Source organism: Stappia sp. WLB 29 (assembly GCF_023507705.1).
Classification (GTDB): Bacteria; Pseudomonadota; Alphaproteobacteria; order Rhizobiales; family Stappiaceae; genus Stappia.
Window position 1 is genome coordinate 26,504 of the sequence record NZ_JALBGD010000013.1, and the last position, 24,499, is coordinate 51,002.

Below are 24,499 nucleotides of genomic sequence, written 5' to 3' on the forward strand. Positions count from 1 at the left end.
CTTCCGATCAGCGATCGGACTTGATGATTTCCGTCATGGTCACGCCGAGCTTGTCCTCCACCAGGACGACTTCGCCGCGTGCCACCAGCCGGTCGTTCACATAGATGTCGATTGCCTCGCCGACCTTGCGGTCGAGCTTCAGCACCGTGCCCGGCGCCAGCCGCAGCAGCTCCGACACATGCATGCGCGAGTGTCCGAGCACGGCCGAGATCTGCACCGGAACGTCGAACACCGCTTCCAGGTCGGCGGCGCTGCGGGCCTGCGAATGGTCGCGCTCGCCCTCGCGGGGCGCGTCCTGCGCTTCCATGTCGGTGAGCTGGAAGCCGGTTTCCTGCACTTCGTTGGTATCGCTCATCCGTCACTCCGCTCCTCGGCGGTCTCCTGGTTGAGGGACGCTTTGTGTCCCTTGCCGGCGCGCCGGCCCTCGAAATAGCGCTTGGCGGCCTGGTCGACCTGCCGCTCGATCGCCTTGCGGTCGCGCACGATGCCGCCGTCCGCCCATTCGATGCGGCAGTCGCCGGCGGCGATGTCCGGCTCGCCGAGCAGCACCAGCCGCCCGTCGAAACCCTTTTCCGCGACCAGCGGGTCGAGCCGCGGCTTCAGCTCGGCCAGGTCGCTGTCGCGCACCCGGATCACCAGATGCGGGGCCCGCCGCAGCGGGCCGAGACATTCCGAGATCAGCGCGATGATCTCGCCGAGCGGCTCGCGGGCGATCAGGTGGGCGCAGATCCGCCGCGCCACCAGGAAGGCCAGGGCAACGGCGTCCTTCTCGTGCCGCGCCTGCTCGACGTCGAGCTGGCCGATCAGCGCCGAAACCGATTCCGCCAGCCGCGCCGCCTCGTCGGCCAGCCGGCCTTCCTCGCTCTTCTGCTGCTCGCCGAGCGCCTCGACGCGCCCGCGCTGGAACGCCGCCTGCTCGGCGATGGCCAGCAGCGCCTTGTGCTCGGCCAGCGTGATCGTCGGCTCGACCGGCTCCACGATCTCCTCGACCTCTTCCTCTTCCGGAAGCTCGACGGCCGCGAAATTGCGATCGAAGAGGAAACGGTGAACCTTCATGTGCGCGCTCGCCATTCTTGTCGTCATTCCTCAGGCCGCTCAGTAGATGATCTCGTCGTCGCCCTTGCTCTTGGAAAGCATCAGCTCTCCCTTCGCGGCGAGATCCTTGGCCGTTGCGACCATGCCCGACTGGGCCTCGTCGACATCGCGCAGGCGGATCGGCCCCAGCGCTTCCATGTCGTCCTGCATCATCTTCGCCGCGCGCGACGACATGTTGGAGAAGAAGAACTCCCGCACCGATTCCGAGGCGCCCTTGAGCGCGATCGCGAGACGATCCTTCTCCACGTTGCGCAGCAGGGTCTGGCAGCTGCCGGCGTCGAGCTTCATCAGGTCGTCGAAGGTGAACATCAAGGTCTTGATGCGCTCGGCCGAGTCGCGGTTCTCTTCCTCGAGCGCTGCCAGGAAGCGCGCCTCGGTCTGGCGGTCGAAATTGTTGAAGATCTCGGCCATCATCTCGTGGCTGTCGCGCCGCGAGGTGTTGGTCAGGTTCGACATGAACTCGACGCGCAGCGTCTGCTCGACCTTCTCCAGCACTTCCTTCTGGATCGCTTCCATCTTCAGCATGCGCGAGATCACCTCCAGCGCCAGTTCCTCCGGCAGGATGCCGAGAACCTTGGCGGCATGGTCGGGATCGATCTTCGACAGCACCACGGCGACGGTCTGCGGGTATTCGTTCTTCAGGTAGTTGGCGAGAACGTTCTCCTGAACGTTGGAGAGCTTCTCCCACATGTTGCGGCCCGCCGGCCCGCGGATCTCTTCCATGATCAGCGACACCCGGTCGCGCGGCAGGAAGCTCGACAGCAGCCGCTCGGTGACGTCGACATTGCCGTTCAGCGCGCCGTTGCTGGAAATCTTGCGTACGAAGTCAACGAACAGCTCGTCGAGCATGTTCGGCGTCACCGGGCCCAGCCGCGACATCGCCGCGGAGACCTCGCGCACCTCCATCTCGTCCAGCTGCTCCCAGATGCGCCGGCCGTGCTTTTCGCCGAGCGCAAGCAGCAGCACGGCGACGCGCTCGACGCCGCGCAGGTCGCGCTCCTTCTCGGTCGCGCTGATCGTCAGATGACTTCCCTGACCGGCCTGGATGCTGCCTGCGATGCTCATGCTGCCTCATTCATCCAGCTGCGGATGATACCCACTGCTTCCTTGGGATATTCGTCGATCAGGGCACCGACCTTGGCGATGGTGGCGACCTGCACGGCGCCCTGCGCCTGCGCTTCCTCCAGCCACTCGATGCGCGGCGCGCCGTCGCCCTCGTCCTCGCCGGCGCCCGCCGAATGGTCGGCGAGCAGCGCCGGCTCCAGCGGCTGGCCGTCGGCGCCCAGCAGCACGGGAGCCGCCGGCTCCTCCTTGGCCAGGATCCGCTTGATCAGCGGGCGCACCGCAAAGAGCGTCAGCAGCAGGGCGATCAGGAACAGGACGCCCAACTCGACGAAGCGCATCAGGTCGGCGCGGGTGAACTCGAACAGGCCGGTTTCTTCCTCGCCCGGCAGCGCGTTCGGCGCCTGGGCGAAGCGCAGGTTGACCACCTCGACCGTATCGCCGCGCCGGTCGTCGAAGCCGACGGCCGACTGCACCAGGGTCTGGATACGCGCCAGTTCGTCGTCGGTGCGCGGGGTGTAGACCATGTCGCCGCCCGCATCCGGCGCGTAGACGCCGTCGACCAGCACCGCGACGGAGAGGCGGCGGATGCCGCCCGCTTCCACAACCTCGGTCTTCACCGACTTGGAGATCTCGTAATTGACGATCTCCTCGGACTGGTTGGCGATGTCGCGGTCGGCGGCCTCGCCCGTCTGCTGCTCGCCGCCCGGCACCTGGTTGCCGGCGGTGACGCCGCCCTGCCGCCCTTGCGTCGAGGAGTTCTCCTCGCGCGACTGGGTCGAGCGGACCACCTGGCCGTCCGGATCGAAGGTCTCCTGGGTCTCGGAGATGCGCGTGTGGTCGAGTTCGAGCGCCACCCGCACCCGCGACCGGCCGACGCCGACCACCGAGTTGAGGATCTCCTCGATCTGGTTGCGCAGCCGCGCCTCCATCGACTGGGTGCGCTCCTGCAGAGAGGAGGCGAGGTAGCCCTCGCCCTCGTCGCCCGCGCCGCTGGCCAGCAACCGGCCGGTCTCGTCGACGATGGACACGAAATTCGGCTGCAGCCCCTCGACGGCGGTCGCCACCAGGTGCTGGATCGCGCGGATCTGGCCCGGGTCCAGGTCGCCGCGCACCGACAGCGCGATCGAGGCAGACGGCGGCTGCGAGTCGCGCTGGAACAGGCGGCGCTCGGGGAGCACGAGATGCACGCGGGCCGACTTGATACGGCCGATGGAACGGATCGTGCGGGCCAGCTCGCCTTCGAGCGCCCGCGTCCGGTTGATGTTCTGCACGAAGCTGGTGGAGCCCAGCGTGTCGGCCTTGTCGAAGATCTCGTAGCCGACGGAACCGCCGAGCGGCAGGCCCTGCTCGGCCAGCCGCATGCGGGTGCGGAACACGTCGGCCTCCGGGACCAGCAGCGTCGCCCCCTCGTTCTGGATCTGGTAGGGGATCGCCAGGCTGTCGAGCTGGGAAATGATCGCCGAGGAATCCTCGAACGTCAGGTCCGTATAGAGCGGCGTCATCTGCGGCGTCGTCACCCGCAGCATGATGAAGGCGAAGACGCCCACCAGGATCGCCGCCACCGCGCCCATGGCACCGAGCCGCGCCGGGCCGAGTGTCTTCACAAGATCCGCAAGTCCGTTCACGTGCCCACCCGTCGATGCTGTCGCGGAAACCCTTTGGCGAGACCGGGCCACCCAGGGCAGCTTCTGGGGATGAGGGGATGGAAAAAAGCCACCCCGGATGGCCGGTAGGCAATTTTTGCCCGCCAGATGGTAAACGAGTGGTTAACGCGCGTTAGGAAAGGGTAAATATCTCGGGATTTCCATCGGTTATCGTCGCGAAATGCGATAGGGAACCGGCAAAATCGACCGGGTTCCGTTAACCTTTGGCCAAGCGTGATGAGTCGCGGCCGTCACCCGGCGGCATCCCGACCACCGAGACCCCCACTCCCTCAGACGAACAATCCCGGCCAAGCGCAAGCGCAGAGCCGGGACCGGCGAGCCAGGGGCCTGTCGGCGACGCGCGCAAGGCGGCACGCAACGCCCCGACGCAAACCCGCAAACGCCGAAAGGCCGGCGTTGCGGCCGGCCTTCTGGAATAACGTCTTGGGGCTTGATCTGCGTTGCAGGCCGATGCGGGGAAGCGAGCCGGCCGGATTCGTTCAGTTCCGGTATTGCTGGACGCGCGTCGCGCGCAGTCCGGCGAGGCCGTGACGGTCGATGGAACTCTGCCAGGACAGGAACTCCTCGACGGTCAGCGTATACCGCTTGCAGGCCTCGTCGAGAGACAGCAGTCCGCCACGGACGGCAGCCACCACCTCGGCCTTTCGCCGGATCACCCAGCGCCGGGTCGTCGCCGGCGGAAGATCGGCGATCGTCAACGGCGAACCGTCGGGGCCGATTACATATTTGACACGCGCACTCGCTCGGTCGGTCATTGTACACTCACACTCAACATGACCACGTTGACTGTGAATGTAACGGTTTGCCTTTAAAAATTACCTAAGCGACAAGCAACAATTCGGTAAGAATTTGAACGACTCGCGGCTCGCAAAACATGCCGCGAGCCGAGGAAAACCCTGACCTCCGGGCATGAACGGCACCAGTCGCAAAATGAGAAGGAAGGCGGGCGGGCGAAAATTTCTCAGCCCTTCGCAAGATTTCGCCGGAAAAGGAAACGCCGGGCCGGCATGTCCTGCCGACCCGGGAATCGGGCGAGAAAGAAGCGCTGGGGGAAAAGTCCGCTCAGTTGCGGTTGACCGAAAGCACCGCGCTTGCCGACACATAGACGCCGCCGATCTGCAGCACCGCGCCGGACGAGGTGAACTCGATGCCGTCGACCGTGCCGGAGATTTCGGTCGCCACCGGCACAGTCGGCCGATTGTTGGCGTCGTAGCGGGCGATGGAGATGGTGTATTCGCCTTCCGGCGCGGTCGATCCCGCCGTCGTGCGCCCGTCCCAGCTGTAGCTGTTGCGGCCGTAGGACAGGTCCGCATCCTCGGAAAACACCACCGCCCCGAGATTGTTGCGCACTTCAACGCGCGCCTTGCCCGCTTCCGGCGTGTCGTAAGTCCACTCCGCCTCGCCGTCCTTCAGGCTGGTGGTGCTGCCGGAGGCGGTGACGTTCGTGCCGAGATAGCTGACATAGCCGGAGGCGGTCGTCGCGGCCATCACCGACAGCAGGTCGCCCAGCTGGTCGTTGGTCTTGATCTGCTGTTCGACCGAGGAATACTGAACCAGCTGCTCGGTATACTGCGCGGACTCCATCGGGTTGAGCGGATCCTGGTTCTGGATCTGCGTCGTCAGGATCGACAGGAACAGCTCGTAATTGTTCGACAGCTCCGTCAGCGACGAAGAGGTCGTCGTCGCCCCGCCGCTGGTGCCGCTTCCACCGATGCCGCTCGTCGTCATGTCGTCTCACTCCTGTCGCCGCCCAGCCGTGAGCTGCGGCGCCGCCGTTCGAGCGTTTTCAGATCTGTATGTCGAGGGCGCCGCTCGCGCCGCTCACATAGGCCCGTGCTGCCGCCATCGGCAGCGTGTCGCCGTCCTCCTTCTGGAGGCCGCCCCCCTCGCCCGACGCGAAGCGGTCGTGACCGCCCTCGCCCCGTTCGAATCCGGCGAAACCATTCTGGTTTTTCAGCGACATTTCCAGTCCTCCGCTGTCCAGCTTGAGGCCGGCGGCATCCAGTGCCCTTTCCAGCCCGCGCTGGTCGCGCAGGAACATGTCCAGCGTCTCGCTCCGCTCCACGGTGAGGTGCGCCCTCACCGTGCCGTCGCGCGAGACCTTCAGTTCGACGTCCACCCGGCCGAGTTCCGGCGGGTCCATACGGATCTGGAAGCGCGTTTGCCCCTTCTGGGCAAACCTGGCGACTTCTGTCGCCAGATGAGCGCTTGCCACTGCCACGTTCTGTGGCAGCGCCGCCGTCGATCCGCGCAAGGCGGCGGTTGAAACTTGGGCCTGCGCCTCGGCGCGGCCGATCTCCATGCGTCCGTCGAAGCTGCCGTCGAGCGGCGCCTCGTTGCGTCCCGTCTCGCCGGCGCCACCGTTCATCGCCGCCGCGAAGGCGAGCGCTGCGGCGCTCACGCCCGGCCGCTGCGTGTCGGCGGTCGCCGTGCCCTGCGTCGTCTGGGCCTGCGGCTTGGCGCCGGGCAGCGGCGCGTCGCCGTCCCCCTCGCCGCCGTCCGAAAGGCTCGCGCTGAGGTCGGCAGCCGCAAGGCTCTCCGCCTCGTCCATCGCCATGGCCCGAGCCTCGGCCGAGGCCATTCCGCGCGGCAGAACTGCGGCTGCGGCAGCTTCCACGGCCGGCATTTGCGCCTGGGTTGCAATCGCCTGCGGCCGCGCCACCGACGTCTCCGTCTTTGCCGCGCCGGCCTCGTCGCCGGCATCGACCGTCACCGAGACCCTGGCCTCGGCGGGCATCTCCGCCGCCGGCGTGCTCACCGCCGCACGGGCAGCAACAGCTGCCCCCGCCGCCCGTGCCGCCGCCTCGCTGACGCTCACGGTCACAACTGCCGGCTTCGCCTGCTGGCCGGCCTCGCGGGTGGCCGTCGTTCCGGTCGCGGCCTGGTCGTCGGCCGCAAAGGTTGCCGCCATGTCGGACGCTACCGGACGCGCGGCCCCTGCCGGCGACGCGGCAGAGGATATGGCCGTGGATGTCGGGCCTGCCGTCTCCGGCGAGGGCGTGGGGGCCGACGAGGAGATCGACGGGGAAACCGACGTGGAGGCGACGGGCGCCCGCCCTGCCGCCGCCAGGGAGACCTCGGCCTGTGCCGCCGCCGATGCCTGTGCCGATGCCGTCGCTGATAGGGATGCCGATGCCGGCGCCCCCTTGGCGGCGGTCTGCTGGAGCCGCGTCCGCGCCGCATCCGCCTGCCCCTGGCTCGGGGCGACCTGGCCTGCGCCGCCTGCGGCCAGAACCTTGCCGGCCTGCGCCGAAACTGCCGGGTCGACGGTGCCGGCCTGCGCCGTCGCAGTGCCGGGCTGCGCCGCCGCCGTCTCGCCCTTGCCGGAAAGCTGCATCGGAAGGGCCGTCTCGCCCTCCGCGTCCGCCGCTATGCCTGCGGCAAGGCCGGCCGCGACCGTCGCCGGCCCACCGGCCTGCGTCTCGTGCTTGGCCGCCGCCTCGCCCGGCTGCTGGCCGCTTGCGACCGGCTGCGGGCTCGTTTCGCTGGTGGCGATGGTCTCGCCGCCGCGCTTTGCCGCCAGCGCCAGCTGCAGCGCCTGCAAGGCGGCATCGCCTTCGCCTTCGCTGCTGCCCGATGCGCTCGCCGCGGCAGTATCGATGCCGGCCCCCGCGCCTGCCGTCTTGCCGTCGGCCTTGCCGGCCGATGTCAGGTCCAGGTCCAGTTCGACGCCCGCACCCGGCAGCGTCGCGGCGAGCGAAACCGCCCCATCCGCCTTGCCGGCTCCGGCAGTTCCGTCTTGCGTGCCGGGCACCGCAGCGGCCTCGCTGCCGGCGACAGTCGCAGCACCGCCTGCGCCGACACCTGCACCCAGGGCGATCTCACCATCCGCCGCCGCGCCGGCCCCCTGGCCGGCCGGCGTCGTCGGCAGCACCTCGGCCGCCTTGCCGTTCTCGGCGATCAGCCCGGAGAGAATGCCGGCAATCCCGGTCGCGCCGCCGTCCTTGCCCCCGTCCTTGCTGTGTCCCTGACCCTGGCCGGAAATAGCCGGATCCGCAGCGCCCGCATCCGCATCGATCCCGACGGTCACCTCGCCGCCGGCGGCAAGACCCGCTGCCGGCAGTTCGGCGCCGGTTCCCGCGATCAGGCGCTGGAGAAAGTCGAGCGGCAGCATGCTGCCCGTCTCGCCGAAGTCGACGCGGCCCGCCAGGTCGCTGGAGATCGGCCGCCCGGCCGAGACCGGGACGCTGCCCGCGCCGGCCTTGCCGGTGCTGCCCGTTGCCCCGCCGCTCGTCGCCCCGCCGATCGCCGTACCGGCCGCCTGCAGCACGCCCTGCACCGCCGTCCCGCCCGGCACCGCGCCCAGCAGCGCCGCGAACGCCGACATGGCGCCGGACGTGCCGGACGCGCCGTCGCCGCTGCCGGCAAGGCCGGAGCGGGCAGCCGCCATGACGCCTGTCGCTATCGTCGGGATGTGGCCTGCGAGGTTCACGCGTGTCTCCGCAACTCTCCGGCGCCGGCAGTCGGATGTCCCGCCTCGCGCCATCTTTCGCAAGGAAGGAGAGCAAATGCCGGGCCAGATCGGAAAAGTCGCGGAAATGCTCGCCTTTTCGGTGAACGACCTCTTGCGGAATCGCCGCATGCGCCTCACATGCCGGGTAAAGTTTGCCGGGCAGGGCAAGCTTTGCCGGGCCGAAGGGGCGAAAACCGCCCTGCCGCGCGTCGGCGTCCCCTTTCCCATTGACCGGGTGATCCGCTATAGTCGCGGGCAACAGAAGCGGGCCGCCAGATACAGAGACCTCACGCGCGTCCTCCAGCGACCGTCCGCGCAGAGCCCGACCGCCGCCGCGCAGCGGCTGCCGGCCCGCATTCCGACAGGACCGCAAGGTGACATTCATGCTCAACAGTCTCGACATCCCGAAGCGACCGGAGGACACCCGCGTCGTCGTTGCCATGTCCGGCGGCGTCGATTCCTCGGTCGTCGCCGGGCTGATGCAGCGCGAGGGATACGACGTCATCGGCGTCACGCTGCAGCTCTACGACCATGGCGAGGCGGTGCACCGGGCCGGTGCCTGCTGCGCCGGCCAGGACATCCAGGACGCCCGCCGCGTCGCCGAGCGCCTCGGCATCCCGCATTACGTGCTCGACTACGAGGACCGCTTCCGCGAGAAGGTGATCGAGCGCTTCGCCGAGAGCTACATCGCCGGCGAGACGCCGATCCCCTGCGTCGCCTGCAACCAGACGGTCAAGTTCTCCGACCTGCTGGAGACCGCGCGCACCCTCGGCGCCGACGTGCTGGCCACCGGCCATTACGTCCGCTCCCGTCTCCTCGACGGTCACCGGGCGATGTTCCGCCCGGTCGATCTCGACCGCGACCAGAGCTACTTCCTCTTCGCCACCACCCAGGAGCAGCTCGACTTCCTGCGCTTCCCGCTCGGCGGACTGACCAAGCCGCAGACGCGCGAGCTCGCCCGCGAGTTCGGTCTCACCGTCGCCGAGAAGCAGGACAGCCAGGACATCTGCTTCGTGCCCCAGGGCCGCTATGCCGACGTCATCGAGCGGCTGAAGCCCAACGCCGCCGAACCGGGCGACATCGTCCATGTCGACGGCCGGGTGCTCGGCACCCACCAGGGCATCATCCACTACACGATCGGCCAGCGCCGCGGCATCGGCATCGCCACCGGCGAGCCGCTCTATGTCGTGCGCCTGGACGCGGAAGGCCGCCGCGTCGTCGTCGGCCCGCGCGAGGCGCTCGGCACCCGCGAGATCGTGTTGCGCGAGGTCAACTGGATCGGCCCCGGACGCCTTTCCGACATTCCGCCCGAAGGCATCGAGCTGCACGCCAAGGTCCGCTCCACCCGTCCGCCCAAGCCGGCGGTGCTGCGCCTCGTCGAAGGCCGCGCGGTGATCGATCTCGTCGACGGCGAGACCGGTGTCGCGCCGGGCCAGGCCTGCGTCTTCTTCGACGACGACGGCGACGGCGCCCGCGTGCTCGGCGGGGGCTGGATCGAGCGCACCATTCCCGTCAATTCCGGCCTCAGTGCCCCGCGCGCCGAGCCCGCCACCACGGTATCCCTGTAATGAGTGTCGAGTTCTTCCCCGTCAGCCGCCTGCGCCGCCTTGCCGAGCGCGTTGCCAAGCGCCTCGGCCTTGCCCGCGTGCCGGACCTGTCCACCGGTTCGGTGGAAAGCGCCTATGCCCGCTGGGCGCCGGTCTACGACTGGGTGTTCACCGCGCCGCTGGTCTTCGGCCAGCGCGCCGCCGCGCGCGAGGCCAACCGGCTGAGCGGCGAGCTGGTGGAAGTCGGCGTCGGCACGGGCCTGTCCCTGCCGCTCTACGGGGAGAACCTGACCGTCACCGGCATCGACCTGTCGAAGCCGATGCTGGAGCGCGCCCGCGAGCGCGTCCGCCGCAAGAAGCTGAAGAACGTCGCCACCTTGCGGGCGATGGACGCATCCGAAATGGATTTCGACGCGGCCCGCTTCGACATCGCCACCGTCATGTATGTGATGACCGTCGTGCCCGACCCCTCCGCCGTGCTCAAGGAGCTGGAGCGGGTGGTCAAGCCCGGCGGCACGGTGATCATCGTCAACCATTTCGCCGCCGACAAAGGTCTGCTGGCGCTGATCGAGCGCGGCCTTGCCCGCTTCGCCTCGACCCTCGGCTGGGACCCGCTGTTCCGCCGCGAGACGGTGCTCGACAACACCTCGATGGAACTGGTCCGCGAGGAACGCCTCGGCCCGCTCGGCCTCTTCACCATGATGGTCTTCCGCCGCCAGGCCTGACCGGCGACGACAGGACCGGGCGCCTGCGCCGTCGACGCCTTGCGCGTGCCTGCTTGCGGGGCCTGCCTATTGCGCGGGCTTGCGGTAACGGCGGGCAAGATAGACGACACCGCCGGACTGCAGGTTGCGATAGAGCAGCGAGCCCTTGGCGCCGGAAAATTCCTTCAGGAACCGCTGCATCAGCGCGCTCTTCTGGATACGGCTCATCTTGCGCTCGTTGACCGCGTCGAGCGCGCTGACCACGCCCGGCGACAGGTTGGTCTCGCTCTCCAGCACCAGGCCCGAGGCGCCGAGGTCCCGGTCGAGCCCCTCGATCATCGTCGCCGCGCGCATGTCGGCCCAGGTGAAGCAGCCGCCCGGCGCCAGCACCCGCGCCACTTCCCGGGCGAAGGCCGGCACGTTGGCGTAGCAGTGGGAGGACTCGATGTTGACGACGATGTCGAAGCTCGCATCCGCAAACGGCAGCTCCTCCGCATCGCCCACCTCGAAGGCAAGGTTCGCCGTGTCGTCGTTGAGCTGCCGCGCCCGGCGCACCGTCTCCGGCGAGTAGTCGAGGCCGGTCACCGCGGCCGGTGCCATGTAGCGGGCAATGTAGCGCGCCCCGCCGCCGCGGCCCGAGCCCACTTCCAGCACGCGCGCGCCCTCGACCGGGAGCCCGGCCATCGCCTGGTGGTAGAGGCCGATGAAGGCGCGCTCCGGCTCGTCCTCCGCCGTCAGGGCAAAGGCATCGCCCGCCGGCAGGTAGCCGTAGTTCATGAAACGCCAGTCGCTGTCGCGCCACAGCCGCGACAGCATGTTGTAGAGCCGCTTCCATGCCCATTTGCGGCTCTTCGGGAAGGCGCCGCGCTCGACCGCGCGCAAGATGTATCCGAAGGCGCGGCTGGTCATCGGGCGGGGATCTCCTTGGCCGGGTCGCCGGCGGCATATTCGTTGGCGAGCCAGGCCCGCCCCTTGCGGATCAGGTCGCTGTCGTCGACCTTGCGCGGATCGTAGCCCGGCATGTAGTAGCGCAGGAAGGCCAGCAGGCTCAACCGCGTGTAGCCGGGCCACACCAGCAGCAGCCAGGCGAAGCGCGACCAGAAGCGAAACCCTGTGCGGATGCCGTCGGCCTGCGCGTGCAGGCGGACATTGCGCAGAAAGATGCGGCTGAAGTGGAAGATGGTGACGTTCATCGCCGAGACCCGCAGCCCGTAGCGCTTCCAGGCCGGCATGCCGGCCGCCGCGCGCTTGTAGACGTCGAGCGCGACCGCCTTGTGTTCCAGCTCCTCCAGCGCGTGCCACATCCACAGCCGCCGATAGGCCGGATTGGCATCGGCGAAAATCTCCTGGTGGCGCAGCGTCATGGTCGAGAAATTGGCCGTCAGATGCTCGATGGCGCAGGTCACCGCCAGCCGGACCAGCGGCACGGAGACGTTTCCGAGCACGGATCTGACCGGCCGTTCCATCTCCTCGACATCGTAGCCGAGCCTTGCCATCGTCCGGTTGTAGTCTTCGTGCTCGCGGGTATGGAACGCCTCCTGCACCGCGTAACCGTTGATTTCCTTGATCAGCTCCTGGTCGCCGAGCTTGGAGGCATAGTGCTTCAGCGAACGGATGAAGAAGCGCTCGCCCTCGGGCAGGAAGATCGAGAACCCGTCGACCATCGCCGTGCGCAGCGGATCGCCGCCGAACCAGTGCCGTTCCGCATTGCCGGAAATGTCGAAACGAATGTCGCGCGGCACGATCTCGTCGTCGGCATGCTCGCCGGCCCAGCCGGGCATGGTTTCGCTCGTCATTTATACGGATCCTCTGGTCAGATGGCCGCAACGTAGATTGAGCGATGGGTCCTGACAAGCAAGGGCTTCATCGTCACACACATGAGTCACACCGGCGCTAGGGTCGAGCCCGAGGCCGCCGATGCGGCCCGCTTCCGGCCAGCGACAGGAGAGCCAGCATGGATCGCGATACTCAGCCCAGCATCGATTTCGAGGACTTTTCCTTCGACGCGTTCGACGAAGCCCGCCGGCCCGGCCCGCAGTCGACCGGCTTCGACCAGGTGGTCGAGCGCGCACTGAGCCGCCGCGGCTTTCTCGGTGTCCTGGCTTATGGCTCGGGCGCGGCCGCCATGGGGCTCGGGACCGGCGTGACCGGTCTGCTGTCGTCCGTCTCCGCCGAGGCCGCCACCTCGCGCTTCGCCTTCACGCCGATCCCGATCGCCACCGACGCCACCGTCCATGTGCCGGAAGGCTACACCTGGCAGGTGCTGGCGCGCTGGGGCGACCCGCTGTTTTCCGATGCCGGGGAGTTCGACCACGCGACCGGCGGCGATGCCGCCACCTCCGACCGCGTCTTCGGCGAGAACACCGACGGCATGGAGCTTTTCACCGTCGGCGGCCGCCAGGTGATCGCGGTCAACCACGAATACGTCAACCCGAAGCTCAACCTGCCGCAGAACGACGGCGGCACGCCGGCAAGCGCTGAGGACGTGCGCAAGCTGCAGAACCTGCAGGGCGTCACGGTGATGGAAGTGGCGGAAGGCGAAGACGGCTGGCACATCGTCGTCGACAGCCCGCTCAACCGGCGCATCGACCACAACACCGAGATGCGCCTTTCCGGTCCGGCCGCCGGCCACGACCTCCTGAAGACCGAAGCCGATTCGACCGGCACAAGCTCGCTCGGCACCTTCAACAATTGCGGCGCGGGCCGCACGCCCTGGGGCACCTACCTGACCTGCGAGGAAAACTTCAACGGCTATTTCGGCTCGACGGACGAGGCCTTCGCCCTGCCCGAGCACTACAAGCGCTACGGCATCGGCGCCAAGAGCGTCTATTCCTACGAGAAGTTCGATCCGCGCTTCGACGTCTCGAAGAACCCGAACGAGCCGCACCGCGCCGGCTACATCGTCGAGATCGACCCCTCCGACCCGGCCTCCGTGCCGGTCAAGCGCACTGCCCTCGGCCGCTTCAAGCACGAGAATGCGGCCACCGTGATCGCCCGCGACGGCCGCGTCGTCGTCTACATGGGCGACGACGAGCGCGGCGAGTTTCTCTATCGCTTCGTCTCGGACGGCATCTACACGCCGGGCGCCGACACCTCGGCCCTGCTGGACGAGGGCACGCTCTCCGTCGCCCGCTTCGCCGACGACGGCAAGGGCGAGTGGATCGCGCTGACGCCGGAGGCGACCAGCATGTCGGCCGCCGAGATCGCCGTCTTCACGCGCGTCGCCGCCTCGAAGGTCGGGGCCACCACCATGGACCGGCCGGAATGGGTCGCGGTCAACCCGGTCGCGGTCGAGGCTTACTGCGCGCTGACCAACAACACGCGCCGCGGCGTCAAGCCGAATGCCGGCGGCGACGAGACGCCGGTCGGCGGGCCGAACCCGCGCGCCGAGAACCAGTACGGCCAGATCGTGCGCTGGTATCCCGAAAACGACGACCACGCCGCCGACGGCTTCGCCTGGGACCTCTTCGTCATGGCCGGCAACCCGGCCGTGCACAAGGACGCCTATGGCGGCTCGGACAACATCAACGAGGGCAACATGTTCAATTCGCCCGACGGGATGATGTTCGATACGACCGGCCTTCTGTGGATCCAGACCGACGGCGACGACGACAACGAGGGCGACTTCGCCGGCCACGGCAACAACCAGATGCTGGCGGGCGACCCGGTGACGGGCCGCATCGAGCGCTTCCTGACCGCTCCCTACGGCGCCGAGGTGACCGGCCTCACCTGGTCGGCGGACCGGCGGACCATGTTCGTCGGCATCCAGCATCCGAAGGCGCCCTTCCCGGACGGCGAGGGCAAGCTCGCCCGCTCGAGCGTCATCGTGGTGAAGCGGGCGGACAACGCGCCGGTCGGCTGAGACCGCACGCCAACGCCCTTATCCCCGCCCTATCCCTGTATGAGGGGCGTCACGACAAGCTCCGGCGCGCTGCGAAAGCGGCGCGCCGGATTTTTGAGACGATTGCGAGCGTTTGGGAGGCCGATTCTCGAAATTTCGCAAAATTCTGCAAAATCCTGCAAGAGCGGTTTCGGGGCACCTCGCCAGCCCGTTTTTCCGGCTGCATTGCAATTCGTAGAAACAGAACGGTTTCTGAAAATCAATCGCCAAAACCGATTGATGTCGCCCACCCATGGCGCTTGCGCCGGACCATGCCTACCTGACAGGATCGCCAAGCAGCCTTTGCGCAAATGGCAGCTTTCAGCCGATCAAGGAGACAGACGATGACCGACGCGATCACCATCGAGCTCGAGCAGTCCGGCAGCAAGGGACGCTACGTCGCCCGCGTCGCGGGCCGCGACGGCGAGGCCGAGCTCACCTTCTCGGTCGCCAGCGAGACGCTCGTCATCGCCGATCACACCGGCGTGCCGGAAAGCATGCGCGGCACCGGCGTCGGCCTTGCCCTGGTCGAGCGGCTGGTCGCCGACGCCCGCGAGAAGGGCTTCCGCATCATGCCGCTCTGCCCCTTCGTCAACGCCCAGCGCAAGAAGCATCCCGAGTGGGCGGACGCCTTCAACGTCTGATTGCCGAACACGCGCACAGCTCGCCATCCCGTCGAAATCGCCGATGGAAATGGACTTTTTTCCGCCGCGCTCCATGTCATAGTCTGCAGTCTCACCACATCATGGGAGTCGGCGGCGCTGGACGGAGCCTCGCACGACGGAGGAGGACCGATGGACGAGATGTCTGGCATCGACGGTGCGCCAGCGCGACGGAAAACCGCGAAGGACTTTCCGCAGGAACTGCTGGAGCTCTACGATTTCTACGCGCACGGCCGGATCGACCGCCGCGAATTTCTCGACCGGGCCGCCAAATTCGCCGTCGGCGGCGTGACCGCGCTGGCGCTGCTTCGGCAGCTCTCGCCCGATTACGCGCTGGCCCGGCAGGTCGCCCCGGACGACCCCGCCATCGAGACGTCGCGGATCGCCTACGCCTCGCCCAACGGCCACGGCACGGTAAACGCCTACCTGGTGCGCCCGGCCGGCGTCGCCGAAAAGCTGCCTGCGGTGCTGGTGGTGCACGAGAATCGCGGTCTCAACCCGTATATCGAGGATGTCGCCCGGCGCATGGCCAAGGCCGGCTTCATGGCGCTGGCGCCCGACGGGCTGACCTCTGTCGGCGGCTATCCGGGAGACGACGACCGCGGCCGCGAGCTGCAGCGCGCGGTCGATGCGACCAGGCTGCTGAATGACTTCTTTGCCGGTTTCGAGCATCTCGCCGCCCGCGACGACTGCACCGGCAAGGTCGGCGCCGTCGGCTTCTGCTATGGCGGCGGCGTGGTCAACGCGCTGGCGGTCGCCTATCCGGAACTGGGTGCCGGCGTACCCTTCTACGGCCGTCAGGCCCCGGCCGACGGCGTGCCGTCGATCGAGGCGCCGCTGCAGCTCCACTATGCCGGGCTCGACGAGCGCATCAACACCGGCTGGCCGGCCTACGAGGCCGCGCTGCAGCAGCACGGCAAGAGCTACGAGGTGCACTTCTATCCGGGCGTCAACCACGGCTTCCACAACGACACGACGCCGCGCTACGACGAGACGGCGGCACGGCTCGCGGAAGAGCGGACCATTGCCTTCTTCCGCAAGCATCTGATTTAAAAAAGGAAAACGGGCGGACATCCGCTCCGCTTGTCCGCATCGAAGGGTCCGGGAGAAGGGCGCCGCCCCTCCTCCCGGACCGCCGCAGGCGTCGTCTCACTCGTCCTTCACCACTTCCGTGAGTTCCCAGACGGCGACGCCGGCGGAGCCGAGATTGCCGACGACGATCAGCGCCTCGCCGATGATCGCCGGGATGTAATAGGTCGCTTCCTGGATATCCGGAACGAACAGGAAGCGAGTGGCCTGACCGGGAATGACGTTGGTCAGCGCCCGAGACAGGCCGAGTTTGGCGAGCTTGTCCTTTTTCGGACTCGCCGCGTAATTCCATGAAATCATTCCGATATTGGCAAAGCCCCACAGCGTGATGGTCAGCTCCGCCGTATAGGTGCGCGCCTTGCCGCCGGGAAACGCCAGGATCAGCAGTCCGCGCGTCGGCCCTGCGATCACCTGGCAGATCCAGATGACGCCGGCAAAGCCGGGATCGCCGGCCGGACAGCTCGGCGCCGGCGAGCCGGGCCGGATCAGCCAGGGCATGGTGGCGAAGGTGGTGACGTAGCGCATCAGGACGGCAGCGAGGCCCGCAAGGTTCTTGCCCTTCGGCGTCCAGCTCTTCGAGTAATTCTTCAGCCCCTCCGGCACCTTGCTGCCCTGGTCGGGGATCGCGCCGGTGGAGCTGAGGAAGCCGGTGAGCCCGTCGGTGAAGATGCGCACGACCATGGCGGCGGCGTAGATGCCGAGCGAGACGCCGGCCACCACCTTCTCCGAGGTGCTGTCAAGCAGCACCTGCTTTTCCGTCGTCATGCCGAACTTCGACTTCACCCAGTCGACGGTGACGTAGTTCTTGTAGGCATCGAGCGAAGCCTCGTCCGGGAACGGCGCCTTGCCGGTCGCCAGCTTGTAGATCAGCGTCGCCGGGATCGCGACCAGCCACGAGGCGATCTGGCTGACGCGGATCGACAGGCTCCTGCCGGTGAAGAACTTGTAGAGCTGCGACAGAACCGGAATTTCCCATTCCGAGAACAGCACGTCGCGGAAGGATTCCACCACCTCGCGGACCAGGTCCATCAGCGTCGCGATGACGCCCTTGGCCGCGTCCAGCGCGAAAAGGGCGACGCTCTCCATCAGCTTGATGACGCCGCTCATCAACAGGTTGAGAGCGTTGTTGGGATCATCGCCGATGGCGGTGAAGAAGGTCAGCGCCTCCTCGAACGCCTCCTTGCCGTCGCCGAACTGGAAGTTGTTGGCAAGGTCCTCCATCATCGCGATCAGCCCGTCGAGCGAACTCGACAGGGCGCTGGAACTCATCAGACTGACCGCACTGCCGCCGCCCCGTTCGTCGGCCTTCCCGCCATTCTGCTCGTAGGCATTGGCGAAGAGATTGTGTTCCATCTCGTAGGCTTGGTCGTCGGTCATCTCCTGCTGCGACGAGAACTGGTCGTAGGTCGGATTGTCGTCCTTGTTGAGCTCGTCGATCATCGTGTCGACGACCGACTGGAGCGACTCCTTAAGCGTGTCGATGCCCGACAGGATCATGTCCTTGACGTGGTCGACGCCGGCGGCCGTGAAGTCGAGCAGCACCCGGGTGTTGTGTTCCACCGCCTCGGCCATGCGCTGGAAATCGCCGAGGTTGAACAGGAAGGCGAGCCATTCGAACAGCTGGCGCAGCTTGACCTTCAGCCAGTTCCAGACCCCTTGCACGAAGTCGAAGGCCTGCTGCACGAACTCGATGATCGCCTCGAACACCTTGCCGGCGATCTCGAACAGCACCCGGCCGATGCCATCGATGATCTCGACGACGATCTTGGTCAGCCCGTCGATGACGAAGTTCGCCGCGTTCTTGATGCCGTTCCACACATCGCCCCAGTCGATGCCGAGGAACCCGGCGACCTCGGCACCGTCGTCATTGGCCGCCGAGGCGCGCATGGCGGCAAGGCGCTCGCCCTTCCACTCGGCGACCTGCGCGAGCGTCATCGGCTGGTACTGCGGAAAGCCGGAGGTGAAGTCGATGGACCAGGCCGTGCCGGACATGGCGCGCAAGTCCAGCCGCGGGTCGAAGCCGCGCGCCGCCTTGCGCCGGGAGACCGTGTGGTAGACGACCCGCGCGGCCCGCGTCTCGCGCTGACCGGCGATCTCCATCGAGGCCTGGGTGATCTGCTGCAGGCTCTGCGCATATTCATCGCTGCTGCGATATTCGGCCGGCAGCAGGTAGTTGCCGGCCGCATCCTTGGCGTTCTTGATGTCTGCGACCGAAAGGCTGGCGAGCTTTTCCTGAAGCTGCAGGTTCGGTTCCACCACGATGGGCGTACCGGCCAGCGTTCCCGGCGTCTCGATATAGATCGTCGCCGCCGCGAGCGCCGTCGCCTGCTGGTAGATCACCAGCTTGCCGCCCGGTCCGGTCTGAGCAGCAACGCGGTTGAGCTGGCTGCAGCGGTAGGAGCGGCCGTCGACGAACAGGGTCACCAGGAACGAGGCCTGGATCGAGACCGGCGCGAAGGACAGCGGCATGCCGTCTTCGTCCAGCACCACCACTTCCAGCGCGTGGGTCTCCACCGGCACCATGTCGTTGTCCTGGCGCAGCAGATCGATGCGCTGGTCGAACCACTGGCGCGAGGTCGGCGACTGCCAGAAGCGGGTAAGGTCGCCGGCCGCCGACACCGTATAGGCCTCCGCATAGCCCGCCCGGTCGCGCCCGACGGTGAAGATCGTCGCCTTGGAGCCCGGATCGGACGGGATCTCGTTGCCGAGCGGAAACAGCGTCTGCCACACCGGATCGGCGCTGCGCCCGCGGCCCGGCGCCTGCCCGGCCCGCCACAGCCGTCCGTCGCTGCCGATGCCGAAGACCTGCAGCAGGTCGTCGAAGGTGACGGAGGCATAGATCTCGGTCAGCGGCACGCTCTGCGCGGGATCGACCTGGATCCAGTCGTCGAACTGCTTCACCGTGCCCGACTGGTACTTTTTCTCCTTTTTCAGCAGCAGCTTGCCGGTGCCCAGCTCGACCGCGAAGATCGCCAGCCGGTCGTTGGCATCCGCCACCACATAGAGCGCCGTCGCCTTCTTCGGCCCGAGCACCCGCAGCGCCGAAGTACGGTCGCTGGTCTCGCTGAACAGGACCGAATTGTCCTTGCCGATGGCGAAGATCGCCGATTGCACGGCGCTATTGGCCACCATGGCGATGCTCTTGACCTGGGCCTGCGTGCCGCCCGGTCCCATCACCGGCGCCCAGACCGGGCCCGCCCATTCGCTGGTGCCCGGCTTGAAGAAATTGTTGGCGAGCAGGCCGTAGTCTTCGCCCGGCACATCCAGCATGACGTTGACATAGACATTGCCGGTGATGCCGCGCGCGCCGCGGAACTGGCGGATGGTCTCGCCTGCATCGCGCGGCTTGGTTTCGCGCTGGTAGTAGCTGCCGGTGGTCGCCTGGTACTCGGCCAGCGACAGCTGCCCGGTATCGCCCAGCGTCATGATGTTGGGCGTGTCGCTGCCTTCGGTGCCGGAGGTGTAGAGGAAGAGCTGCCGGCCTCGGATATGCAGGTCGGTGTCGTCATAGGGCGCCATCGACTTCTCGCCCCGGCGCAGGCGGTAGACCTCGCCCCCGGTGCCGATGGTGTAGAGGTCGAGATCGCCGGCGGCATTCGCATAGGTGACGATATCGGTGCCGCCGAGCGCGGGCCGGGAGAGCTGGAAAGTCTCCATGTATTTGGTGCTGGCGCGCGCCGCCGGGCGCTCGCCGGCATCGAGTTCAGCAAGGACGGATCTGGGCATCGCAATCATGGAAACCTCCCGAAAATCTGGCCGGTGAAAGAGACAGGTCGAAAGGGGTCGTCGCCCGGTCGGCAAGCAGCCGGGCAAGTTGCAGGGCGGGGGCACGCCAGAGCGGGCGGCCATGGGCATTGCAATAGAGGGGACGGTCATGCGGGCGGCGGGCGGCGCGGTCGCGCGCATCCACCGGGGCGAGCGATGCGGCAAGGCCGTCGAGGCCGGGGACGCCACAGGCCCGCGCCCGCAGCGCGGCGATCGCCAGTTCCGCCGGGTGGGCATAGTAGGGGCTGAGCACGCGCATCGCCGAACGGCTGGGCGCATGCTGGGAGACGGCTGCGGAGATGCGCCCGGCCAGCCGCGGCATCAGGGCGGAAAGCGAACAGCCCGAGCGCCCTGCACCGCAAACGGCGAGCGCCGCCAGCACGTTGAGATTGACCGTCAGGTCGACGGGGCCGGGATCGCTTTCGTGGAACCAGGTGCGCAGGAGCGGCGCCCGCGCGAACGGCGGATCGCCGCGGCGCAGCGGCCCGCAGGCAAGGCGCGGCAACAGGCCGGCAAGCCGCACCAGCCCTTCGCGCGCCTCGCGGCGGCGGCCGCCGACCAGCGCCATCCAGGCGAGCGCGCTGTCGTCCGCATCCGGCGGCAGGCCGTCGATCAGGCGAGGCCCGCGTCCCCCTTGCGGATAGAAGCGGAAGGCTCCCGGCAGGCTCGCATCCTCGCACGTCTCCAGGAAGTCCAGCGCCCGCGCATGCGCGTGGATCGCCGCCTCGCTTCGGCCGAGCGCAGCAAGCAGCAGTGCCACCTGCGCGGTGACGAAGCAGCTTTCGTCGGCGACCGCCTCCGCAGGCGTTTCCACTTGCGAGGGGAAAGCCCCGGACGGGGCCTGCAAGGCCAGAAGATCGGCCAAAAGATCGACCAGACGCGGGGCAGGCTCAGCCATGGCAGGCCTCCCGGCTCTGCCCGAAGGCGGCCAGCGTTGCCGTTACGCGCGCCGAAGCCTTGCCGGCCAGCACCAGGCCGACCAGCCCGTGCCGCTGCAGCGGGGCTTCGCCGTGCGGCGCGCCGGAACCGCTGAGGGCGTGTCGGTAGGCCGCCATGTCCCAGCCGCGCACGGCGCCCTCGGCAAGCAGCGCCTCGGTCACGCGCGCGTCCGGGCCGAGCAGGGCGGCAGCGTTCGAATAGAAGGTGAAGGCCAGCGCATGGGCGCGCTGCGCCCGCCCCTCGCCCACTATCTGGAAAGCGACGGAAAAGCCGACATCGCTGGAGGGGATCTCGAAGCGGACGCTCCGCCCGGTCAACCGCTCCACCAGCCGGCGGATCTCCCGTCCGCGCGGGACAAGGCCGAACCGGCGCATCAAGGTATCGAGATCGCCGGGGAACAGCGGGTCGGTGCGATAATAGAGCTCCAGCACGCCGCCATCCGGCGTGACACCCAGCATCGTCGGCCGGACGTTCCGCCCCGTCAGCACCGGCGGAGCGCCGGCAAGGCGCTGCTCGAAACCGACCCATCGCGGGCGACCTGCGGCATCCACCGCGGGTGCCACCTCCAGATAGAGCTTGGCCGCAAGGCGGCCCGATGCGCTTTGGCGCAGGCCCGCCCAGGCGCCATAGCGCCCGCCCGCCTGCCGCTGCCAGCAGGACAGGCGCGCGACGAGCCGCGACACCTCGGGCGACGGCTCCGCGCCCGCGACCGCCCGGCAGAGCGACAGCGCAGCCTCGAGCCGGGTCCCGGGCAGCGCGCCGGGCGCCGGATCGAGACTGACGCGGGGATCGCAGCCCGGCTCGCCGTCGGCCCACACGAAGGCCGCCTCCATCGGCGCGCCGGACGGCGTCAGGTCGCTCGGTAGACGGTCGGGCGCAAGCACCGCCGGCGGCAGCAGCGGACGGATCGCGGCCAGCAGGCGGTCGAGCAGCGAGACGGCTGCAGCCGGACCGGCTCCCGCCTGCAAGGACGGGAGTGGTGCCGGGGGAGCGGCCCCCGGCCCCTGCTGCAACCGCGCGCTCCCGGAGGGGATCGGCGGGGACATGGCGATCACCCGCCCTGACGCATCCGCGCGGCCAGCGCTCCGGGCTCCATCACCTGACGTACGAGGCCCGGCGTCACGGTCGCAGGCGGCAAGGCCGGCAGTTCCACCGAGAGGCGGCCCGAGACTTCCTGGCTTTCGAGCTCGCGGGTCGTGCCGTCCTTCAGCACATAGACCGCCGTGTAGTAGAACTCGATCGTCGGCTCAGCAATCGGCCGCTGGATGCCGTAGAACCGCTCCAGGCTGTCGACGACGACGCCGGACGGCGCACCCAGCAGGCTGAACAGCATCACATTCTGCTGGGAGGCCTCTGCCTCGATCCGCTGCGCGGTCGTCATCTCGTGGCGCGGCCGCGACAGGAAGGCCGGCACGTTTTTGCCGAACTTCTCGCGGACCTGCGGCTTCAACTGGAACATGGTCAGGTTGACGCTCGCCACCTGCGTCCAGTCGACGAGGCTGCTGTCGACCTTGACGCTGTAGTTCTGCACCGTGTTGGTGACCGTCATGGTCTTGTATTCGCTCGACTGGCGGTAGCCGTCGAGGGTGAAGCTCTCGCCGTTCGAGTAGAAGATCGTGCCTGAGAGGTTGAAATAGGCATTGTTGGTGTTGTCGACCGCCTGGAAGTTCCAGCGGGGCTCGGCAAAGCTCAGGAGCCCTGTCGGCTGCCAGTTCGACCAGGTGTTCTCGGCGATCCATTTGTCGCCATTGTTGACCGGATCGAAATACTGGGCGTTGACGTCCACCAGCAGCAGCGTCGTGGTTTCCGTCGTGTAGTTGAACGCCCGTAGCGTGAACTGGGTGAACAGCCCCTTCGGATCGGCCACGAAGACGATGTCGGCATTGCCCGAGCCCGTATAGTCGGGGGCGGACGACAGGGCGCCCGGTGGTTCCGAGACGATCTCGCTGTTGTCGGCCATCTGGTAGCGCAGCCGGTAGCTGTAGTTCTGGCCGATGGGTAGATTGTAGAAACTGTCGAAACGGACCCCGTTCTCCGCACCGTTGGCGGTGAGAGTCTTGGTCTGGACGATGGCCGGGTTGCCCGCCGGCGGCGCGAAGAAGAAGTCGATATTGACCTCCCGCACCCCGGCCGGACCGGAAAACGGGATGTTCTGGCCGATGAAGGTCACTTGCCGCGTTCCGAAGACGTTCGGCGTGATGTTGACCAGCGTGTCCGTCGTGGTGATCGGATCGCTCTTGAAGGTCTTGCCGTCCTTGAAGTTGATCACATAGGTATAGGTGAATTCCGGATTGTAGCTGCCTCCAGAAAAGTCGCCCGGCGCGTCGTAGATCTTCGAGGACTGGTCGCCGTCGGTGACGATCAGCGTGAATGTGTTGTCGGTCGGCCGCGTCGGATAGGTGACGGTCACGGTGACGGTCTCGGCCACGGGGTCGTCCGTGCCGGAGCGGTTGAGCTCGCCGATCAGGTTGAACACCACCGACAGCTTACGGTTGTCGACCTTTGTGAAAACCTGCTTCCACTCGTCCGGGCTGAAGCGGCGCATGAAGCTGCTCACCGGCGTCGACCAGTCGATCACCGTGTCTTCCTGGTAAGTCTGGTTGAACGAGGTCGTCGCCGAGACCGGATTGGGACCCGTGGCCATGACGGCGGCCGCCGCCACCGTATCGGCGACCTGGTTCTCCAGCGTCGTCCAGCCCCAGTCGCGCACCCTCTGGGCCAGTTCGTCGCTGCTGCCCGGCCCGAGCTCGACCTTGACTTCGCCCGCGCCCGACTGGCGCAGCACCTGCTTGACTTCCTGCAGCACCTGCTTCTGGTTGCCCCAGGTATCGCGGACGGTCTTGTATTTCTTCTCGTACTCGATGGCCGCCTCGGCGGTGTAGATCACTGTGGCCTTGGCGCCGAGCAGCTTGGTCAGCACCTGCATCTCGTATTCGACGCGGAAGGTGGAGGCACCGCCCTCGTCGCCGCTGAAGGCGTTCTTGAAGCTGTTGACCGCTTCCGGCGTCGCCAGCTCGATCTGGAAAGCGGCGACATTGGTGCCGTAGAGCGTCGGCTCGACCGCCAGCACCTCGTTCTCGCCGGCGATGTCGTAGTAGAAATAGGCGGTACCGCCGACCCAGACGAAGCCGCCCCAGGAAATGTCGGAGCCGAGGATCTCCTCGGCCGCGCGGCGTGCCTCCAGCGGCTGCACGAGCTCCATCTCGAAGGTACAAAGACCGGCGATGCCCCCGCCATTGGAGGTGTACTCGGTCATCCCGAAGGACGGTGCCCCGTCCAGCGTCCGCAGGCGCGGCACCGGCACCATGTACCAGAGCTTGGGATTGTCGTGGTCCTGGTAGACATAGGTGACGCCGCTGGCGCCGTACTCGATCTCGCGAACGCTCGAGACGTCGAACATCACAGCCCTCCATCGAAAAAATTGAATGAACTTAAATCACACTCTATGCGCGAATTTTCGCACTGAGGGCAGGCTCACACAATCGATAGAAGCTGCAACATTGATCCTATTTTCGACATTGAACAGGCATTTCAAGTCAAAATTAAAATTACAACCTTATAAAAACTGTCATAGTTACGCAGAGGTATTTTATGAAAATAGTAAAATACATTGAAATGAAGGAACAAATCGCAATC

General features: G+C 67.4%; 18 protein-coding genes. 5 read left to right on the forward strand and 13 right to left on the reverse strand.

Annotation, left to right across the window (positions count from 1 at the left end; translation table 11 throughout):
• Positions 1-7 precede the first annotated feature (7 nt).
• The 7 genes from fliN to MNI96_RS22040 form a co-directional block, all read right to left on the reverse strand.
• Positions 8-355, reverse strand: a complete 348-nt coding sequence (gene fliN / locus MNI96_RS19590; RefSeq protein ID WP_120266981.1) for a flagellar motor switch protein FliN — start codon at positions 353-355, stop codon at positions 8-10.
• The gene (locus tag MNI96_RS19595; protein WP_249695884.1) at positions 352-1,056 is read right to left on the reverse strand and encodes a FliH/SctL family protein; all 705 of its coding nucleotides are present in this window, start codon (positions 1,054-1,056) and stop codon (positions 352-354) included. The genes fliN and MNI96_RS19595 overlap by 4 nt, the downstream gene beginning before the upstream one ends.
• A 39-nt stretch (positions 1,057-1,095) precedes the next feature.
• Positions 1,096-2,160, reverse strand: coding sequence for a flagellar motor switch protein FliG (gene fliG / locus MNI96_RS19600; RefSeq protein WP_249695886.1), 1,065 nt, complete (start codon positions 2,158-2,160; stop codon positions 1,096-1,098).
• Entirely contained in the window at positions 2,157-3,785 is a 1,629-nt protein-coding gene (fliF, locus tag MNI96_RS19605; RefSeq protein ID WP_249695889.1) for a flagellar basal-body MS-ring/collar protein FliF, read from the reverse strand. The genes fliG and fliF overlap by 4 nt, the downstream gene beginning before the upstream one ends.
• A gap of 518 nt (positions 3,786-4,303) precedes the next feature.
• Positions 4,304-4,579, reverse strand: coding sequence for a CtrA inhibitor SciP (gene sciP, locus MNI96_RS19610; protein ID WP_067217848.1), 276 nt, complete (start codon positions 4,577-4,579; stop codon positions 4,304-4,306).
• Positions 4,580-4,886: 307 nt separating this feature from the next.
• Positions 4,887-5,552 (reverse strand): flagellar hook assembly protein FlgD, encoded by a 666-nt coding sequence (locus tag MNI96_RS19615; protein ID WP_249695891.1) that lies wholly within the window; start codon positions 5,550-5,552, stop codon positions 4,887-4,889.
• A gap of 58 nt (positions 5,553-5,610) precedes the next feature.
• Positions 5,611-8,256 carry a flagellar hook-length control protein FliK gene (locus MNI96_RS22040; RefSeq protein ID WP_249695893.1) on the reverse strand — a complete coding sequence of 882 codons (2,646 nt, stop codon included), beginning with the start codon at positions 8,254-8,256 and terminating at the stop codon, positions 5,611-5,613.
• A gap of 404 nt (positions 8,257-8,660) precedes the next feature.
• Here MNI96_RS22040 and mnmA point away from each other — a divergent pair, with 404 nt between their 5' ends.
• Both mnmA and MNI96_RS19630 read left to right on the forward strand, forming a co-directional pair.
• On the forward strand, positions 8,661-9,845 hold the full coding sequence (gene mnmA / locus MNI96_RS19625; RefSeq protein ID WP_249695895.1) for a tRNA 2-thiouridine(34) synthase MnmA: 1,185 nt from the start codon (positions 8,661-8,663) through the stop codon (positions 9,843-9,845).
• Positions 9,845-10,549, forward strand: a complete 705-nt coding sequence (locus MNI96_RS19630) for a class I SAM-dependent methyltransferase (RefSeq protein WP_249695896.1) — start codon at positions 9,845-9,847, stop codon at positions 10,547-10,549. The genes mnmA and MNI96_RS19630 overlap by 1 nt, the downstream gene beginning before the upstream one ends.
• 66 nt (positions 10,550-10,615) lie before the next feature.
• Here MNI96_RS19630 and MNI96_RS19635 read toward each other — a convergent pair whose 3' ends face one another.
• Both MNI96_RS19635 and MNI96_RS19640 read right to left on the reverse strand, forming a co-directional pair.
• The gene (locus tag MNI96_RS19635) at positions 10,616-11,437 is read right to left on the reverse strand and encodes a class I SAM-dependent methyltransferase (protein WP_249695898.1); all 822 of its coding nucleotides are present in this window, start codon (positions 11,435-11,437) and stop codon (positions 10,616-10,618) included.
• Complete coding sequence (locus tag MNI96_RS19640) at positions 11,434-12,324, reverse strand: metal-dependent hydrolase (RefSeq protein WP_249695900.1); 891 nt, start codon at positions 12,322-12,324, stop codon at positions 11,434-11,436. The genes MNI96_RS19635 and MNI96_RS19640 overlap by 4 nt, the downstream gene beginning before the upstream one ends.
• A gap of 158 nt (positions 12,325-12,482) precedes the next feature.
• Here MNI96_RS19640 and MNI96_RS19645 point away from each other — a divergent pair, with 158 nt between their 5' ends.
• From MNI96_RS19645 to yghX, 3 genes are all read left to right on the forward strand, one after another.
• Positions 12,483-14,390: a PhoX family protein gene (locus MNI96_RS19645; protein ID WP_249695902.1), complete on the forward strand. Its 1,908-nt coding sequence runs from the start codon at positions 12,483-12,485 to the stop codon at positions 14,388-14,390.
• A gap of 362 nt (positions 14,391-14,752) precedes the next feature.
• Positions 14,753-15,052 carry a GNAT family N-acetyltransferase gene (locus MNI96_RS19650; RefSeq protein ID WP_249695903.1) on the forward strand — a complete coding sequence of 100 codons (300 nt, stop codon included), beginning with the start codon at positions 14,753-14,755 and terminating at the stop codon, positions 15,050-15,052.
• A gap of 150 nt (positions 15,053-15,202) precedes the next feature.
• Entirely contained in the window at positions 15,203-16,123 is a 921-nt protein-coding gene (gene yghX, locus MNI96_RS19655) for a YghX family hydrolase (protein WP_249695906.1), read from the forward strand.
• 96 nt (positions 16,124-16,219) lie between these two features.
• On the opposite strand, the gene MNI96_RS19660 is transcribed toward yghX, so the two are convergent.
• Genes MNI96_RS19660 through MNI96_RS19675 form a run of 4 tightly spaced genes read right to left on the reverse strand, consistent with a single transcriptional unit; the run spans position 16,220 to position 24,263 of the window.
• Complete coding sequence (locus MNI96_RS19660; RefSeq protein ID WP_249695908.1) at positions 16,220-19,885, reverse strand: PLL family lectin; 3,666 nt, start codon at positions 19,883-19,885, stop codon at positions 16,220-16,222.
• On the reverse strand, positions 19,863-20,822 hold the full coding sequence (locus MNI96_RS19665; RefSeq protein ID WP_249695909.1) for a hypothetical protein: 960 nt from the start codon (positions 20,820-20,822) through the stop codon (positions 19,863-19,865). The genes MNI96_RS19660 and MNI96_RS19665 overlap by 23 nt, the downstream gene beginning before the upstream one ends.
• A complete protein-coding gene (locus MNI96_RS19670; RefSeq protein ID WP_249695911.1) occupies positions 20,815-21,909 on the reverse strand; it encodes a hypothetical protein in 1,095 nt (364 codons plus the stop codon). Before MNI96_RS19670 ends, MNI96_RS19665 begins: the two co-directional genes overlap by 8 nt.
• Before the next feature lie 5 nt (positions 21,910-21,914).
• Complete coding sequence (locus tag MNI96_RS19675; RefSeq protein WP_249695913.1) at positions 21,915-24,263, reverse strand: hypothetical protein; 2,349 nt, start codon at positions 24,261-24,263, stop codon at positions 21,915-21,917.
• Between the last annotated feature and the right edge of the window lie 236 nt (positions 24,264-24,499).